The sequence below is a fragment of the Microcoleus sp. S1D4 genome (assembly GCF_036700765.1).
Classification (GTDB): domain Bacteria; phylum Cyanobacteriota; class Cyanobacteriia; order Cyanobacteriales; family Microcoleaceae; genus Microcoleus.
In genome coordinates this window covers 67,511-82,512 of the sequence record NZ_JAUBPP010000022.1, presented here as the reverse complement: position 1 = coordinate 82,512, position 15,002 = coordinate 67,511, and the positions used below count along the sequence as shown (strand labels likewise).

11 protein-coding genes are annotated in these 15,002 nt (G+C 46.6%); 4 read left to right on the top strand and 7 right to left on the bottom strand.

The features are described from left to right. Nucleotides 1–890 (bottom strand): calcium-binding protein (locus QT998_RS21085; RefSeq protein WP_333117463.1); only part of this gene is annotated, 890 nt, incomplete at its 3' end. Nucleotides 891–1,039: 149 nt separating this feature from the next. Here QT998_RS21085 and QT998_RS21080 point away from each other — a divergent pair. Beyond that, the gene (locus tag QT998_RS21080) at nt 1,040–1,264 is read left to right on the top strand and encodes a hypothetical protein (RefSeq protein ID WP_333117461.1); all 225 of its coding nucleotides are present in this window, start codon (nt 1,040–1,042) and stop codon (nt 1,262–1,264) included. Nucleotides 1,265–1,604: 340 nt separating this feature from the next. Here QT998_RS21080 and QT998_RS21075 read toward each other — a convergent pair whose 3' ends face one another. Then, nucleotides 1,605–1,901, bottom strand: a complete 297-nt coding sequence (locus QT998_RS21075; protein WP_333086881.1) for a DUF2442 domain-containing protein — start codon at nt 1,899–1,901, stop codon at nt 1,605–1,607. A 15-nt stretch (nt 1,902–1,916) separates the two neighbouring features. Beyond that, nucleotides 1,917–2,165 carry a DUF4160 domain-containing protein gene (locus QT998_RS21070; RefSeq protein ID WP_194065763.1) on the bottom strand — a complete coding sequence of 83 codons (249 nt, stop codon included), beginning with the start codon at nt 2,163–2,165 and terminating at the stop codon, nt 1,917–1,919. 66 nt (nt 2,166–2,231) lie between these two features. Here QT998_RS21070 and QT998_RS21065 point away from each other — a divergent pair, with 66 nt between their 5' ends. Then, complete coding sequence (locus QT998_RS21065; RefSeq protein ID WP_333086880.1) at nt 2,232–2,363, top strand: hypothetical protein; 132 nt, start codon at nt 2,232–2,234, stop codon at nt 2,361–2,363. 302 nt (nt 2,364–2,665) lie between these two features. Here QT998_RS21065 and QT998_RS21060 read toward each other — a convergent pair whose 3' ends face one another. From QT998_RS21060 to QT998_RS21050, 3 genes are all read right to left on the bottom strand, one after another. Then, nucleotides 2,666–5,776 carry an efflux RND transporter permease subunit gene (locus QT998_RS21060; RefSeq protein ID WP_333117459.1) on the bottom strand — a complete coding sequence of 1,037 codons (3,111 nt, stop codon included), beginning with the start codon at nt 5,774–5,776 and terminating at the stop codon, nt 2,666–2,668. Nucleotides 5,777–6,282: 506 nt separating this feature from the next. Continuing rightward, complete coding sequence (locus QT998_RS21055; RefSeq protein WP_333086878.1) at nt 6,283–8,076, bottom strand: efflux RND transporter periplasmic adaptor subunit; 1,794 nt, start codon at nt 8,074–8,076, stop codon at nt 6,283–6,285. A 135-nt stretch (nt 8,077–8,211) separates the two neighbouring features. Continuing rightward, nucleotides 8,212–8,358 carry a hypothetical protein gene (locus tag QT998_RS21050; protein WP_333086877.1) on the bottom strand — a complete coding sequence of 49 codons (147 nt, stop codon included), beginning with the start codon at nt 8,356–8,358 and terminating at the stop codon, nt 8,212–8,214. Nucleotides 8,359–8,459: 101 nt separating this feature from the next. On the opposite strand from QT998_RS21050, the gene QT998_RS21045 reads away from it, so the two are divergent. Both QT998_RS21045 and QT998_RS21040 read left to right on the top strand, forming a co-directional pair. After that, nucleotides 8,460–9,593 carry an AI-2E family transporter gene (locus QT998_RS21045; RefSeq protein ID WP_333086876.1) on the top strand — a complete coding sequence of 378 codons (1,134 nt, stop codon included), beginning with the start codon at nt 8,460–8,462 and terminating at the stop codon, nt 9,591–9,593. 278 nt (nt 9,594–9,871) lie between these two features. Then, nucleotides 9,872–10,939: an ABC transporter permease gene (locus tag QT998_RS21040; RefSeq protein ID WP_194065758.1), complete on the top strand. Its 1,068-nt coding sequence runs from the start codon at nt 9,872–9,874 to the stop codon at nt 10,937–10,939. 293 nt (nt 10,940–11,232) lie between these two features. Here QT998_RS21040 and QT998_RS21035 read toward each other — a convergent pair whose 3' ends face one another. Further along, entirely contained in the window at nt 11,233–14,637 is a 3,405-nt protein-coding gene (locus QT998_RS21035) for a PAS domain S-box protein (protein ID WP_333086874.1), read from the bottom strand. Nucleotides 14,638–15,002: the final 365 nt, after the last annotated feature.

Sequence of the window (15,002 nt, the reverse complement as noted above, 5' to 3'; positions counted from 1 at the left end):
CCTTCTAAGCCCGCGATGGTGTCGTTGCCTGCTAAGCCTGAGATGTTGTCATCGGCTGAAGTGCCTGTCAGGTTGTCGTTGTTTGGTGTTCCGGTGAGCGCATTAGTTCCGGGTGCCGCCGTAGCCTCAGTGAGATTAGCAGCCAGGATATCGGCACCGGATAAATTACCCACAGTTTCAATGAAGCCAGCACCCGCGACAGTTGGGGATGCGCCGAAAAAGTCTAAAATCACAACGTCATCGGTAGCCCTGATGATGCCGTCTTTGTTGGTGTCGATGGCTAAACTCGTGCCTTGGCGGCTCAATCCCAAAGTGCCCGATGACAGCGACAGCGACAGCGCAGTGCTGGTGTTGATCTCGCTGTCAAAATCAGTAAAGTCTAGGCGATTGCTCCCGCCAGTATCCTGAATTTGAAGTTGACTCTGCCCGTTCGCCCGCAACAAATAGCGATCGTTACCTGCACCGCCTCGCAGCACATTCCCACTGCCAAATCCAGCACTGAGCGTATCATCGCCCGCACCGCCTTCTAAGGTGCTATTAAAACTACCCCTGAGATAGTCGTTGCCCGCACCGCCATCCAAGGTGCTAGGCCCAGAGCTGAACAGGGTGTCGTCTCCATCGCCGCCGGCCAGGCTACCGCTTGCATCTAGAAAGTCATTGCCCGCACCGCCATCGATGGTGTCAGTGCCACTGCTACCAGTGCCACTGCCACCAAGGAGGGAGTCATTGCCCGCACCTCCACTGAGGTTGTCGTCTCCTTCACCGCCAGACAAAGTATCATTGCCATCTAAGCCCGCGATAGTGTCGTTGCCTGCTAAGCCTGTGATGTTGTCATCGTCTGGGGTGCCTGTCAGGTTGTCGTTTGAGGATGTACCAGTTAATACTGCCAATGTTTTTTTCCTGCTTGCGATAAACAGGCGGGGGCTAATTTTGAGATTAAGCGCCACACCTTACTTATCTATCAGGGGTTTTCCTCAAAAATTATGCAAATTGTCAAAGTTTTTTTTGCGAGATTTTTTTATTTTATTTGCGCCAAAAGATGTTATGCTTACCACGTTCATATTTGAGCGATCGCCCAAATCTGTATGTACGCACCGATCGATTAATAGAATTAAGCAACGAGATGCCGATCGCCACACCGCAGTCGGACACCGCAGTGCTTTTTCCATACCGGGAGGATATTGTAGGTTATTGTGGCCATACGCAGGGCGATTCCCTACGGGATAACTTCGCTTCACGGCTTTTTGGTATAGTAGAATTGTGACTGTAATGTCGATCGCAATATCACAGAAACCGACACCAAACAACTGATATCGCCGACAGAATACTTTCTCAATTTTGCCACAGATAATATTGATTCTCTGCCTTCACAATCTGGGTAAATGATAGGGAGTAGGTTTTAAGGATCGAAAACTTCATAACTTAAACACCTCCTAAAGTCCTCTCTCCTGTAAGTTACGATATCAAAGGAAGCAGAGCCTCGCCTATCTGCATTACCAGGCTCTTCCTGGTAACGAGCAATCGCTTAAGTTATTAAATTTTCATTCCTGATATCGAGATGTGCGCGATCGAAAACTCGATCGCCCAACATCAGGCATTGTTTCTCAGTGAGCAACACTATGTATAGATTCAATATATTGCTCAATTTCCTCATCCGTCAAACTAATTCCATTCTGCCAAAGTTCATATTCACTGAGATCGATGTCCTCATTCCAAACCAGCCCATAACCACCAGGTTCAATTCTAAAGTTTCTGAAAAACCCAGGATTGCGTAAGTCCGAAAACATTACATTATCTAATAATTTAGAAATGTCATATTTTCTGATTTCTGAATTGGTAAATTTAACAATCAAGGTGCTATCATCAATAGCTTTAGCCGAAACAATGCGCTCAGGTTTCATAAAAAAAAATCACAGTTATTTTAAGGGTGGAAGTTTACTAAATTCTTGGCTGTTCCACATATCTAGCAGTTCTTTTTGGTACAGCGCAGCCCATTCTAATACCAGCTTTTGGGCCCGATTCGGTAAATCTCCTTCAATAATCTCTAAAGACTCAATGGCTATCAAAGCATTGTACTCACCGTAAACTGCGTGAAAATGAGGAGGTGCGTGATCCCCAAAGAAAATTTTGATGATGATTCCGTAAAATCGTGCAACTTCTGGCATAAAGCTTCTCTAAACGACTAGATAAGGATTATTGTAACCAAGTTCAGGGCCCAATGAGATTTGAGATTGAAGGGATTTCTAGCGAATGTCGATCGCAATATCACAGAAACCGACGCCAAACAACTGATATCGCCGACAGAATACTTTCTCAATTTTGCCACAGATCATATTGATTCTCTGCCTCCACAATCTGGTTAAATGATAGGGAGTAGGTTTTAAGGATCGAAAACTTCATAACTTAAACACATCCTAAAGTCCTCTCTCCTGTAAGTTACGATATCAGCAGAACCTGGTAACGAACACAACGAGCAAAACCAGTCTTTTGTCCCTTAACATGAGCCTCTCGATACCCCCTAACCCGACTTAAGAAAGGGGGGAAAAGAGTCTTGTCAAAGTCCCCCGACTATCCGGGGGATTTAGGCGGATCTGGCTACTGCTAAAAGCAAAATTTCTCAGGGATTTAAGGCTTAAATTCACAGCCTCTAGGCTGTACCATTTCCCTAGCCAGAGAACTTTGATCGCCCTTGACGTTTTTTCTTTCCCTGCACCAAATTAAAAATCCAGATTTGCACACCATCCATATAAGTAAACACCACCGGAATCACCACCAAAGTCAACAGCGTGGAAGTCATCAAACCCCCAATTACCGCCATCGCCATCGGGCTGCGAACCTGAGAACCAGCGCCAATTCCCAGCGCAATCGGTACCATCCCAGCAATCATCGCAATAGTTGTCATCAAAATCGGCCGCAACCGCGCTATTCCAGAATCCAGCGTCGCCTCATACGTCGGTTCGCCTTCCTTCTGATTCATAATCGCGTAATCCACTAACAAAATCGAATTCTTCGTCACAATTCCCATCAGCAACACTACCCCAATCAAAGCGTACAAACCGAGGGATTTTTGTCCCACCAAAAGTCCCAGCAGCGCGCCACCGAGAGACAAAGGTAAGGCCGCCATAATTGTGATCGGATGCAGGAAATTTGCAAACAGCAACACCAACACGCCATAAATAAACAATACCGCCGTTCCCAGAGCCCCCGCAAAACCGCTGAAAATATCCTGCATCACCTTGGCATCACCCGAAGATTCTTGTTCCACACCGGGAGGTAAAGGATTCATTGCAGGCAGTTTCTTCACCGCCGCCGAAGCTTCTCCTAAAGTCGTACCCTGCAACAAATTGCCCTCTACAGATACTTGACGGGCTCTGTCGTAGCGATCGATCTGAGAAGGCCCACTGCCCAAAGTAATATCCGCCACCGCCCTCAACGGCACCAAAGTATTATTTTTTCCCGGTACTTGCAGGTTCTTAATTGTTTCGATATCGCTGCGAAACTGCGGCGCTAACATCACATGAATTGGAATTTGTCTGTCCGCTAAATCAAATTTAGCCAGATTTGAATCAACATCTCCAATTGTTGCCAGAGATGCAGTGCGAGCAATTTGCTGCACCGATACACCCTGATCCGCCGCCCGAATTGGATCGGGTTTTACCAAAATCTCCGGCTTCACTAAACTCGCGCTCGATTCTACCTCAATCAGCCCTGGAACTTGCTTCATTTGTTGCGTCAGAGATGCCGCAGTTTTGGTTAAAGCTTCCGCATTTTCGCTCTTGAGGACGATCGACATTTGCTTCCTACCGCCCACACGCCCTTGAGCAAAACTCAGCCGCACGCCCGGAACATCCCGCAGTTTCGGCCGCATTTCCTCCTCAAACTTCTGTTGTCCGATTCGTTGACCGGCCGGCTTCAATTTCACGTACAGACTGGCTGAATTTACGCCACCCGCGCCCCCTCCGCCGCCACCCGCGCCCCCGGAGACAGTCGGAGCGCCTTCAGTCTCCAAAACGCTATCTACGGCTGGGTGGGCTAGCAATAATTTAGTTGCTTGCTGCACTGCTAAATCTGTCTGCTGCAAGGTGGAGCCGGGGGGCAATTCGATCGATACAGTGGAAAGTCCGGTATCATCGCGATCGATAAAACCTGTCGGAATGAAAGGTATTAATTGAACGCTGCCGAAAAACAAAGCAATTCCTAAAATTAGGACGATCGCCCGATGCTTCAGCGCCCAAGTCAAAAGCCGGCGATACTGATAAGAAAGTTGGTCTTTTTTGAGTTCCTCATGATGTCCTTTCTCCTTAAACATATAAGCCGCCATCATCGGAGTCACTGTGCGGGCGACTAACAGCGAAAATAACACCGACGCCGAAACCGTCACCCCAAAAGGCCGAAAAAACTGACCAGGAATTCCCGGCATAAAAGCCACCGGTGCAAATACCGAAACAATCGTCATCGTCGTCGCCACCACAGCCAAACCAATTTCAGCCGAAGCATCCAAAGCAGCTTGATAAGGCGTTTTACCCATCCCGACGTGCCGTTCGATATTTTCAATTTCGACGATCGCATCATCAACTAATATGCCAACCACCAGCGACAGCGCCAACAAAGTCATGCTGTTAAGCGTATATCCCACCATCCTCAGCACAGCAAAAGTAGGAATTACCGACAGCGGCAAAGCCACAGCAGCAATCAAAGTAGCCCGCCAATCCCGCAGAAAAATAAAAATAGTAATAATCGCTAAAGCCGCCCCCAAAATTAAAGCATCCACAGAAGCTTGATAAGAATCTCGGATGTGGTCTGCTAAGGTATAAATAAGTTCCAGCTTCACATCCGGCGGCAAAGTTTTTTCCATTGTCTTGACAGCTTCCCGCACTGCTTCTTCCACAGTCACCAGAGTGCTGCCAGTGCTGCGGAGGATGGCAAAAGCCACGACTGGCTTGTTGTTGAGCCGCGCGCCCTGACGCGCTTCTGCATAGCCTTCGTCAACTTTTCCCAAACTCGAAAGCGGCACAAAACCGCCTTTGGGCAAAGTAATTTGATAAGCTTTCAACTGTTCGATAGTTTTGGCACTGCCGAGGGTGCGGACTGTTTGCTCGGAATTGCCGATTTCAGTTCTGCCACCGGGAAGATTGATATTAAAATTGCGAATTTGGTCGTTAACTTGGGTAGCTGTAATGCCGAGACTTTGCAGTAATTCCGGGTTTAAATCAACTCGAACATCCTTGTCTCTGCCTCCGATTCGCTGCACTTGAGCGACACCTTTAACGGATAGGAGGACGCGGCTGATGTTTTGGTCGATTAATTCGCTTAACTGTTCTACGGTTTGGCGATCGGAAACCACGGCGTAGGACATAATTGAACTGCCGGCAAATTCCACCCGCTTGACAACGGGATCATTAATATCTTGCGGCAAGTTTTGGCGAATTTGGGCGATCGCATTGCGGACATCATTCGTAGCGCGATCGCTATTTGTACCCAACAAAAAGTTAACTGTCGTATTAGAAGAACCATCATTAACAGTAGAAATAATGTGGTCAATATTCCCCAAGCCCGCCACAGCATCTTCTACTTTTTTCGTAACTTGAGATTCAAGTTCTGCTGGATCTGCCCCCGGTTGGCTGACAGATATCGAAACAGAAGGGATATCGATATTAGGTGAATCATCAATGCCTAAAACTGGAAATGATACCAAACCCCCGATTGTCAGAATCAAGAATAGAACAATCGTGGGGACTGGCTGTTTGATCGACCAAGCCGAAATATTGAAAGACATAATGGGAAGAAGTCAGTTGTCAGTAGTTAGTTGTCAGTAGTTAGTTGTCAGTTGTCAGTTGTCAGTAGTTAGTAGTTAGTTGTCAGTTGTCAGTTGTCAGTTGTCAGTTGTCAGTAGTTAGTTGTCAGTTGTCATCAATTGCTGGTTATTAGTTGCTGGTTATTAGTTGTTGGTTATTAATTGTTGGTTATTTGTTGTTGTTGTTAGTTGTTGGTTGTTGGTTATTAGTTATTGGTTATTAGTGCTGTCTCTTCCCCCGAGCTTTGCGTCCAACGTCATCAGGAAGAAGGAATAATTCCCTTCGGCGAAGCTGAGCGGGTGAAAAGAAGGAATAAGGAATAAGGAAGAAAGAAGAAACTAATTAACTAATCGTAGGGTGCGTCAGGGATAAAGTTAATCAGCAATCTCTGAGAAAACATTTAGCCTTGACGCACGCTACAACCACTCACTAATAACGATCGCGATCGGGGACAACTGATAACTAACTACTGACAACTGACTACTGACTACTGACTAACAACTTTTACCCGATCGCCATCCTTCAGATAACCAGCCCCAGCAATAACTACGCGATCGCCCGCTTTCAACCCTTTTTTAATCTCAACCTGAGCTTTCGTCAAATCGCCCACCGCCCCTCCAGTAATCTCCCCAACTACCACATTCTGAGCCTGCACCTTGTCCTCGCCCACAAGTTTGTAAACAATAGAACTGCCGTCAGACTGCGGTAAAATAGCCTTAGCAGGAACTTTCAAACCTTGCTCCGTCGCCGTCGAAATCGAAGCGCGCAAAAACATTCCCGATCGCAAAAAATCGCTTGGCGGCAAATCAATTTTCACCGTAGCTTGGCGATTTTGCGGGTCAACTAACGGCGAAATCTCTCGCACAGTTCCCGACAACTTAATCCGCTTGTCAGAATCTGAAGTAATTTGCACGGCTGTTCCCGGCTGCACTTGCGAAATTTGAGTTTCCGGCACTTTCAATTGCAGTTCTAGCTTGTTTCCGCGAATAATCGAAAATAGTTTTTGATTCCCCGAAGAAACATCCCCAACACGACCAATTCTTTCAGCAACAATACCGCTGTCCGGTGCTCGGACGATCGTTTGTGAAAGTTGAGTTTCTAACTGTTGGATTTGGGCATCATTGCTGCGAACACTTGCTGCGTTGTTCCCCACGTTTGCTCTAGCGCTGCTGACAGTTGCGGCCGCCGTATTCACCTTAGCGCGGGCACTGCTGAGGGCCGCTTGCGCCGTACTGATATTAGCTTCGCCATTAGCTACTTTAGCTTTAGCCGATCGCACTTCTTCCGCTGCTTTGTTCTGTTCTTCCAAAGCTTTATTCAAATCAGCCTTAGCCTTGTTCACATCTTGCAGAGCAGTTTCTCGCTCGGTTTTACGCTGTTCCAAATCTTGCTGGCTAATTACTCCCTGCGCCGCCAAATTGGAAAAACGATCTACTTCTCTTTGAGCTTGAGTTAATTTAGCCTCGGCCGAAGCAATTCCCGCTTTAGCTTGATTCACGCCAGCTTTAGCTTGTTCGACACCGGCTTGGGCTTGGCCGACACCTGTTTTAACTTGCGCTAAGTCAGCGACGGCTTTTTCCACGCCAGCTTTAGCTTGTTCGACACCGGCTTGGGCTTCTTTTTGGCTTGATTGAGCTTGCTGCACCTGAGCTTGCGCTTGGTCTACTGTAGAATCGGCGGATTGTCCTTTAGCTACCGCTGCGGCAATTTGCGATCGCACCACCGAATCATCCAAAATCGCCATTACCTGACCTTTTTCTACCGCATCCCCTTCCTTCACCAAAACCTGTTGGATTTGCAAGCCGTTGGCTTGCGGCAATACCGGCAGCAAATCGTGGGGGGCCACAGTCCCCGTCGCTTCGAGAGTTTGAGCCACATCAGCCGATTTCACAGGCGCGACTGTCACCGTTTGGGCCGCCGCCTGTTGAGCAGCCGCTGGGGCTGTAGCGGCCGGTTTCGCGCTCTTCTGGCCAGCAGTCAAGTGTACCGCTAGCAGAGTTGCAGCTACGCCAATCCCCGCGCCCGCCAACACCGTAGGCCACCTGATTCCTTTGCTGGGCCCAATTTCCGGCTCTTCTGGTTCCCCAAGTTCTGATTGTTCCCCATCTTCTGGAACTTCTAGGGATCTTTCTCGTTCATCTTCCTCACCGGAAAAGTGCCAGCTAGATCGGTCTGAAACTCCACTTTCAGGCGCATCGGCTATTGAATTTCTGTCGCGCCCGCTTTGCACGGGGAGAAGCGGTTGCTTTTCTTCCGCTTCTGAAAAAACTTGATTGGTCACTGTAGTTCCTCCCGCCGGTTTGAACCTTTGGTTTTTTTATATTGTAAAGAAAGATTGCAATTTTTAGATCTAGTTTATTTTAGCCGAGGGCGCTAGTAATGTCGCGTCCTCCTTTTGGGTGAGTGTGAGGCGATTTCACTTGACTGCTGGCCGATCGATCGCCGGAGAGTTGCGATCGACATTTAATTCGCCCAGGGTTCCTCGCCGAGTATTATTAGCGTGATTTGGGGCCTGCGGGCGATCGGGCCAGCCCTGTCTGTAGCAAAACAATTTTCTCGTCACCAACTGATCCTCACAGAATTCAGCCTAATTTTGAACGAATTATTGCTAAAATCAGGCACATCGGCTAAAAAGTTGTACCAGTTTAATTGACAAAAATTACAATGAACAGTGTTTTTTCTCCCGTCCAACAGTTGCTAATTACTTGGTTGCTAGTGCTAGTAACGGGATGGTTTACCCTAACTGCGATCAGTTATGTTGGGGAACTGGTCAGCATTTTAGTGACAGCCGGACTGATTGCATTCTTATTAAATTATGCAGTAGCAAGACTTCAAGTCTTTTTGCCGCGGGGAGTAGCTGCTGCGCTCGTTTACTTAGTTGCGGGTTTGGTGGTATTAGTAATTGGTCTAACTATTGTACCGCCTGTGTTCACCCAAGCGAGTCAGTTAGGGGTAAGGTTCCCGGACTTGCTGGAGTCGGCGCGGCAGCAGTTAGGTGAATTTCAAACATGGAGTGCCGATCGCAATTTGCCCTTTGACGTGCAAATATTGGAGCAGCAGTTATCGGCGAAAGTACAGGAGCAAGTACAGGCGATCGCAAGTACAAGTTTAGGTTTAGTCGTAGGTACTTTTAACTGGTTTATCGACTTAATCTTTATCCTGGTAATTTCATTTTATATGCTCTTAGACGGTAAAAGAGTGTGGCAGGGTTTGACCAGTATTTTTTCCCCAGATATTCGCTATGTGTTAACCGAAACTTTGCAGCGCAACCTCCAACGATTTGTATCGGGACAGTTGCTGCTGGGACTATTTATGGCGATCGCACTAACTCTCGCTTTTTCGTGGCTGCAAGTTCCGTTTTTTCTGTTGTTTGCCGTGTTTATCGGATTGATGGAAATAATTCCGTTTATCGGAGCGACGCTTGGCATTGGAGCGGTTACTATAATTGTAGCATTTATCGATTGGTGGCTGGCGCTGCAAGTGTTGGCAGTGGCGATCGGTCTCCAGCAAATCAAAGACAATTTAGTCGCCCCCCGAATCATGGGGAATCTCACCGGATTGAGCCCAGTAATTATTTTCACAGCTTTACTCTTAGGAGGTAGAGTAGGAGGATTGTTAGGAGTTATCCTGGCTATTCCCCTAACTGGCGTTGTCAAAAGTATAGTAGAAATCTTACTCAATCCCAAATTACCTCCGCAAACAGGCTCGTTTTTCTACAATCCTTTTAACGGCGAGGAATTGAGTCAAACAACGGATCGTGAAACTCAACTAATTTTGGTTGCCGATGAAGAAAAATAGTCTAAGGTTCGTAGTAAAAAATTCTGTCCGTAAAGTTTTTATCAGTCAGCTCGTTTGCTCGTTATTGCTCGTTACCAGGCTCTGCCTGGTAATGCAGACCCGGAGGCTCTGCCTCTCTTTATCTTTACCTCGCAGCTTCTGAAAACATAGGATTTTGGCAGATGTTTAAGTGAGAAAATCTTCGTTCCTTAAGAAAGACTAAATTCCTCATTACGAACCTTTTAAGAAGGACTAAAGTCCTCACTACGAACCAACTTAAAATCTCAAACCTAAAACTTATGAAATGGTGGCAAAATCTTAGGCAAAATCCTCTGGCTCGACTGGGAGCAGTGGTATTATTATTTTTTTATACAGTCGCATTTTTCGCCGAATTTGTGGCCCCCTACGACCCCTACGACTCTCAATTAAACGGTTCATTGTTGCCGCCGACTCAGATTCATTTAAGCACCAAAGACGGGCGATTTATCGGGCCTCACGTTTATCCGACCACTCAGGGCCCAGTAGACGTGAATACGGGCGCTCGCGAGCTAATTGTAGACTGGCAAAAACCCTCTGCTGTCGGTTTGTTTGTCAAAGGTTCTCCCTATAAGTTTTTAGGGATTTTACCTTTAAATATCCACTTATTTGGAACTACCGGCCAAGCCAAAATCAATATTTTAGGCACAGATGAACAAGCTCGCGATCAATTCAGCCGCCTAGTACATGGTAGCCGAATTAGCCTCAGCATCGGTTTAGTTGGTATAGCAATTTCTTTCCCCTTGGGATTGTTGATCGGAGGGATATCCGGTTATTTCGGCAGTTGGATTGACAGTATTTTAATGCGATTCGCCGAAGTATTGATGACGATTCCCGGTCTTTATTTATTAGTAGCGCTAGCAGCAGTGCTCCCCCCAGGCTTAACCAGCGCTCAGCGATTTATATTGATTGTGCTGATTACTTCATTTATCAGTTGGGCGAGTTTAGCGCGGGTGATTCGCGGTCAGGTACTGTCAATAAAACAACGAGAATTCGTGCAAGCGGCGCGCGCAATGGGCGCGAATCCAATTTATATTATTGTCCGCCACGTTTTGCCACAAACTGCAACCTATGTCATTATTTCTGCTACTTTGTCGGTTCCGGGTTTTATTGTGGCGGAGTCGGTTTTGAGTTTAATTGGTTTGGGAATTCAACAACCCGATCCTTCTTGGGGAAATTTGCTATCTCTGTCTACGAATGCTTCAATTTTAGTGTTGCAGCCTTGGTTAGTTTGGCCTCCGGCGACACTGATTATTTTGACAGTTTTGGCGTTCAATTTATTGGGGGATGGGTTGCGGGATGCTCTCGATCCGAGAAGCATTCAAAGGTAATTGGTAATTGGTAATTGGTAATTAGTAATTGAAAATTAATATATTTGTAGGGGCTAATTTTCCAACAATAATCGCCTCAAAACAAATAATATCAAAACCCGCCTCCGCCCAATAATGAATCGAAATAATCTCGATTCTCAAGGTTGATGTAAATTATTCGCGGTGTGGGGGCGGGTTTATTAATACTTGGGATGTGAAGGAAAGATTGTTAGTGAACGCGCCCCTACGGAATTATATTAATGACCAATAACAAATAACCAATAACCAATAACCAATAACCAATAACCAATTGTTTAAGTATTGAGAGGTAAGCGGATGGTAAAAGTAGAACCAACGCCGACTTGACTGTTTACTGAAATATTGCCGCCCATCATAAAGCAAAAACGCTGGCTGATTGCTAGTCCCAAACCTGTACCGCCGTACTTGCGTGTGGTAGAAGCGTCTGCTTGCGTAAAGGGTTGGAAAATGTGCTGCAATTGGTCTTGATTCATTCCAATTCCTGTATCTGTACAATTAAAAACTAAAAATTCTTTAGAGGAGTTTGATTGGGCAGAAGTTTCTGCCGTTTCCGAACGGTTTTCTGCTATCGCTTCGCTGTTGTTGCGGGCGCTTTCTCGGCTGGCGGTGAGGGTAATTGTACCGTTTTGAGTGAATTTGGCGGCATTGCTTAGCAAATTTAATAAAATCTGCCGCACTTTGGTAATGTCACCGTACATACTACCAAGATTGGTAATTTCCTGTAAGTTTAAAGTGTTATTATTTTTTTCGATTAGTGGGGTAGCGGTGTCGGCTACTTCTTCAATTAAGGCGGCAATGTCGAAGGTTTCTAAATAGAGATCCATGCGACCGGCTTCGATTTTAGAAATATCGAGAATGTCGTTAATTAGTGACAGCAAGTGTCGGCCGGATGTGCGGATTTTGTCTAAATCTGGGGTTATTTCGTCATAGCCCAATTCTTCGGTTTCTTCTTGCAGCATTTCGCTATATCCGATGATGGCATTGAGGGGTGTTCGCAGTTCGTGGCTCATGTTTGCTAAAAATGCGCTTTTTGCGGTGGAGGCGGCTTCGGCTGCTTCTAGGGCGACTTGCAAGGCGTTTTCAAAGACTTTGCGATCGCTAATATCCTCGACGCTGCCTTCGTAGTAGAGTACCTCACCGTCGGCGCTGCATACTGCGCGGGCGCTTTCAGAAATCCAAATTATGCTGCCGTCAACGCGGTAAACTTCTGACTCAAATCCTGATATTTGTCCGCATTCTTGCATCACTTGCATAAACTTCTGGCGCTGCTTAGGATTGACGTAAGATTGCTGTCTAATATTTGTGAGATTTGATGTCAATTCTTCGGGAGTTGCGTAGCCGTAGATGCGGGCTAAAGCTGGATTTACGCTCAAGAATCGGCCTTCTTGGGTTGTTTGAAAAATGCCTTCGACTGCGTTTTCAAAGATGCTGCGGTATTTTTGTTCTGCTTGACGCAGTGCGTTTTGTGTTCGATCGCGATCGCTAGCTTCGATCGCCAATGATACCAAATCTGCCAGGGAAGCAGCAAAATTTTGCTCTTCTACTGTCCAGTGGCGAACACTTCCCACCTGTTCGATACAGATAACTCCGACTGTTTGGCCTCCCAGTCGCACCGGCGCATCTAAGGTGGATGTAGTGCCGTTTTCGGCAAAGTAAGATGTCGCTAATTCTCTAGTTCTGATATCTGAGAGAGCGTTGTCGGCTGCGATCGTCCGATCTTCTTCCAAAGCTTTAAAATAAGCTGGATAGTCTGCTGCAGCGAGTTCCACACCCTGGGAGTGCTGCTGGTTGCTGCACCAAAATTGGTCGAGACATTGCAGTTTTGAGCGGCCCTCATCGTACAACCAAGCTCCTGCTCCTTCTGCATTTAAGGTACGAGCCGCAGCTTCAGTGATTTGCCTCAAAGCTACTTGCAAATTGCCTCGATATAGCACTTTATTTCTGGCTAATTCTACCAAAACTGTATTTTGTGTGAGCAATTGTTTTTGTCTCATCCGCCGCAGCGATTCGGCTCGCTTTTTTTCGGTAATGTCGCGGGCTACCAAAATTACGGATGTTTCTGACAGCGGCGAAATGCTGGCGGCAAAACAAACTTCGCGTTCATCAATGGTTAAATCGTACTCGATACTGATAGTTTGCTGAGTCTCTAAAGCTGCTCGGATATGGCTGGTAAAATTGTCGGCTGTAGCTTGCGGAAACATTTCTCCGATAGTTTTGCCCACTAATTCTTCGGCTGGTTTGTATAGCAGAGACATATTTGTGGGCGCGATTTTCAAGTAGCGGCCGGTGGAGTCCAAAACTATAATTAATTCGTTCATGGCTGCAAACAAAGCCCGCAATTCTGCTTCGGTGGCTTCGAGCTCGGCAGTCCGCTCTGCTACTCGCTGTTCTAAATTGGAGTTGGTTTGTTCGAGGGCGACAAAAGACGATCGCAATTGTCTGGCCATCTGGTTGAAAGACTGAGCTAAAAGACCGAGTTCGTTGATGCCTTTGACTTCGACTTCGCCGTCTAATTCCGAGGATGTGAAGTCGGAGGATTCGGACATTTTTGTTAATGCTTTGGAAGCTTCCAGCAGTCGGGTAATCGGTTGGACAACCCAGCGAGAGGTGAAGATTCCTAGGGCGATCGCCAATATGAAGGCAAAAAAGCACAATAAGATAGTTGTGCGAGTGTTGGCGTTAATTTGCTCCATAAAGTCTGCTTCCGGGATGACCACTACGATCAGCCAATCGAGGCCGCGGCCGTCTTGCAGGGGAGCAACCGTAATGAATTGACGTTTGCCGTCTAGATCGAAGGTAAACTGTCCTTGGCTGCTAATTTGTGTAAAACTGCCAAATTGTTTTTGCAAGTATGTGGATGCCGATCGAATGAGCAAATTTTTGCTTTGTGTCGCCAACAGCCGTTTTTGTCCGTCTTTGGTGGTGACAAAGGGCAGTTCGTCCGTGGAACTGGCGACTATTTCCCCGCTGCGTTCGATCGCAAAAACTTGTCCCGACGGGCTAATTTTGATTCTTTTGAGAAAATCGCTGATTTGAGAAAGAGTCAGGTCAATTGCCAGAACTCCTTGCAGGCTGCCCGTTTGGTTGTAGATGGGCATCACCGGAGTAATCCCCAGAACTGGCGCTGCAGTGAAGACGTAGATCGGAGACCAACTGGCTTTTCCTGACTGTTTGGCAGTTGTGTACCAGGGTCTTGTACGGGGGTCGTAGGGGGCGGTTTGGATTAGTTCTGTGCGATTTCCCTGGCTGTCCAGGCGATAAATTTGGCGGTTGGGAGCGGTTGATTCGTCTCTGATGTATACCAAGTCTTCTGCTTCGCGTTTGAGCAAGAGAAATCTGCCCTGTTCGTCGCCGTAGTAGATGGTTGTAGTTCGATCGCTCAGCTTGGTCTGGTTCCACAAATAGCGCTCTAAATTGGGGAAATCTTCCGGGTTTAAGTTTCCCGAAGCGATCGCAGCAGTATTCATTTGCAGAAACAGGTGAGACACATCCCCAAAACTGCGGAAATTTTCTTTCGTCCGGGCTGCGACTTCCAAGCTCAACCTGGTAGCAAGGTTATTGACGGTTTTCTGGCTGTTGCGAAACGACAGCCATCCCGTTACGCCGACTGCTACGGATATTTGTACCACCAGGGGTATCAACAAAACTAGGCTCAGTGACATCTTGGGCGAGCTTTTCATCAGACAACACTGCTCAGAATTTTCAATAACATCAATATTCTTGCACTTACCAGGTTTGCGTATCGTTTGTCGATTAAAAGATGCCCTAGATATTATAAATTATCAAGTTGCACACCAATAGTGAAGTGCCGTAGCCTGCCGCTCAAAACTTGGTTGAGGTTTCAACAGCTACTGTAAAAAATTATAATATTAATTGTGCCACTACTTTTGTGAATGCGCCGATCGCGATCGGGGACACAGCGCCCAAAACTCACACCCGATTAAACATAATACAACTGCAGGCAAGCTTTGATCCCTTAATTCATCAATCAGTCCCAATTATTATTTAACCTCAAACCTCAAATTGTCTAAAATCTACAATTCTC

Bases quoted from the DNA above. Each gene is read 5' to 3' on its own strand.
- QT998_RS21035 (WP_333086874.1), bottom strand. From the start codon at position 14,637: ATGAAAAGCTCGCCCAAGATGTCACTGAGCCTAGTTTTGTTGATACCC.
- QT998_RS21070 (WP_194065763.1), bottom strand. From the start codon at position 2,165: ATGCCAGAAGTTGCACGATTTTACGGAATCATCATCAAAATTTTCTTT.
- QT998_RS21080 (WP_333117461.1), top strand. From the start codon at position 1,040: ATGTTATGCTTACCACGTTCATATTTGAGCGATCGCCCAAATCTGTAT.
- QT998_RS21075 (WP_333086881.1), bottom strand. From the start codon at position 1,901: ATGAAACCTGAGCGCATTGTTTCGGCTAAAGCTATTGATGATAGCACC.
- QT998_RS21045 (WP_333086876.1), top strand. From the start codon at position 8,460: ATGAACAGTGTTTTTTCTCCCGTCCAACAGTTGCTAATTACTTGGTTG.
- QT998_RS21060 (WP_333117459.1), bottom strand. From the start codon at position 5,776: ATGTCTTTCAATATTTCGGCTTGGTCGATCAAACAGCCAGTCCCCACG.
- QT998_RS21040 (WP_194065758.1), top strand. From the start codon at position 9,872: ATGAAATGGTGGCAAAATCTTAGGCAAAATCCTCTGGCTCGACTGGGA.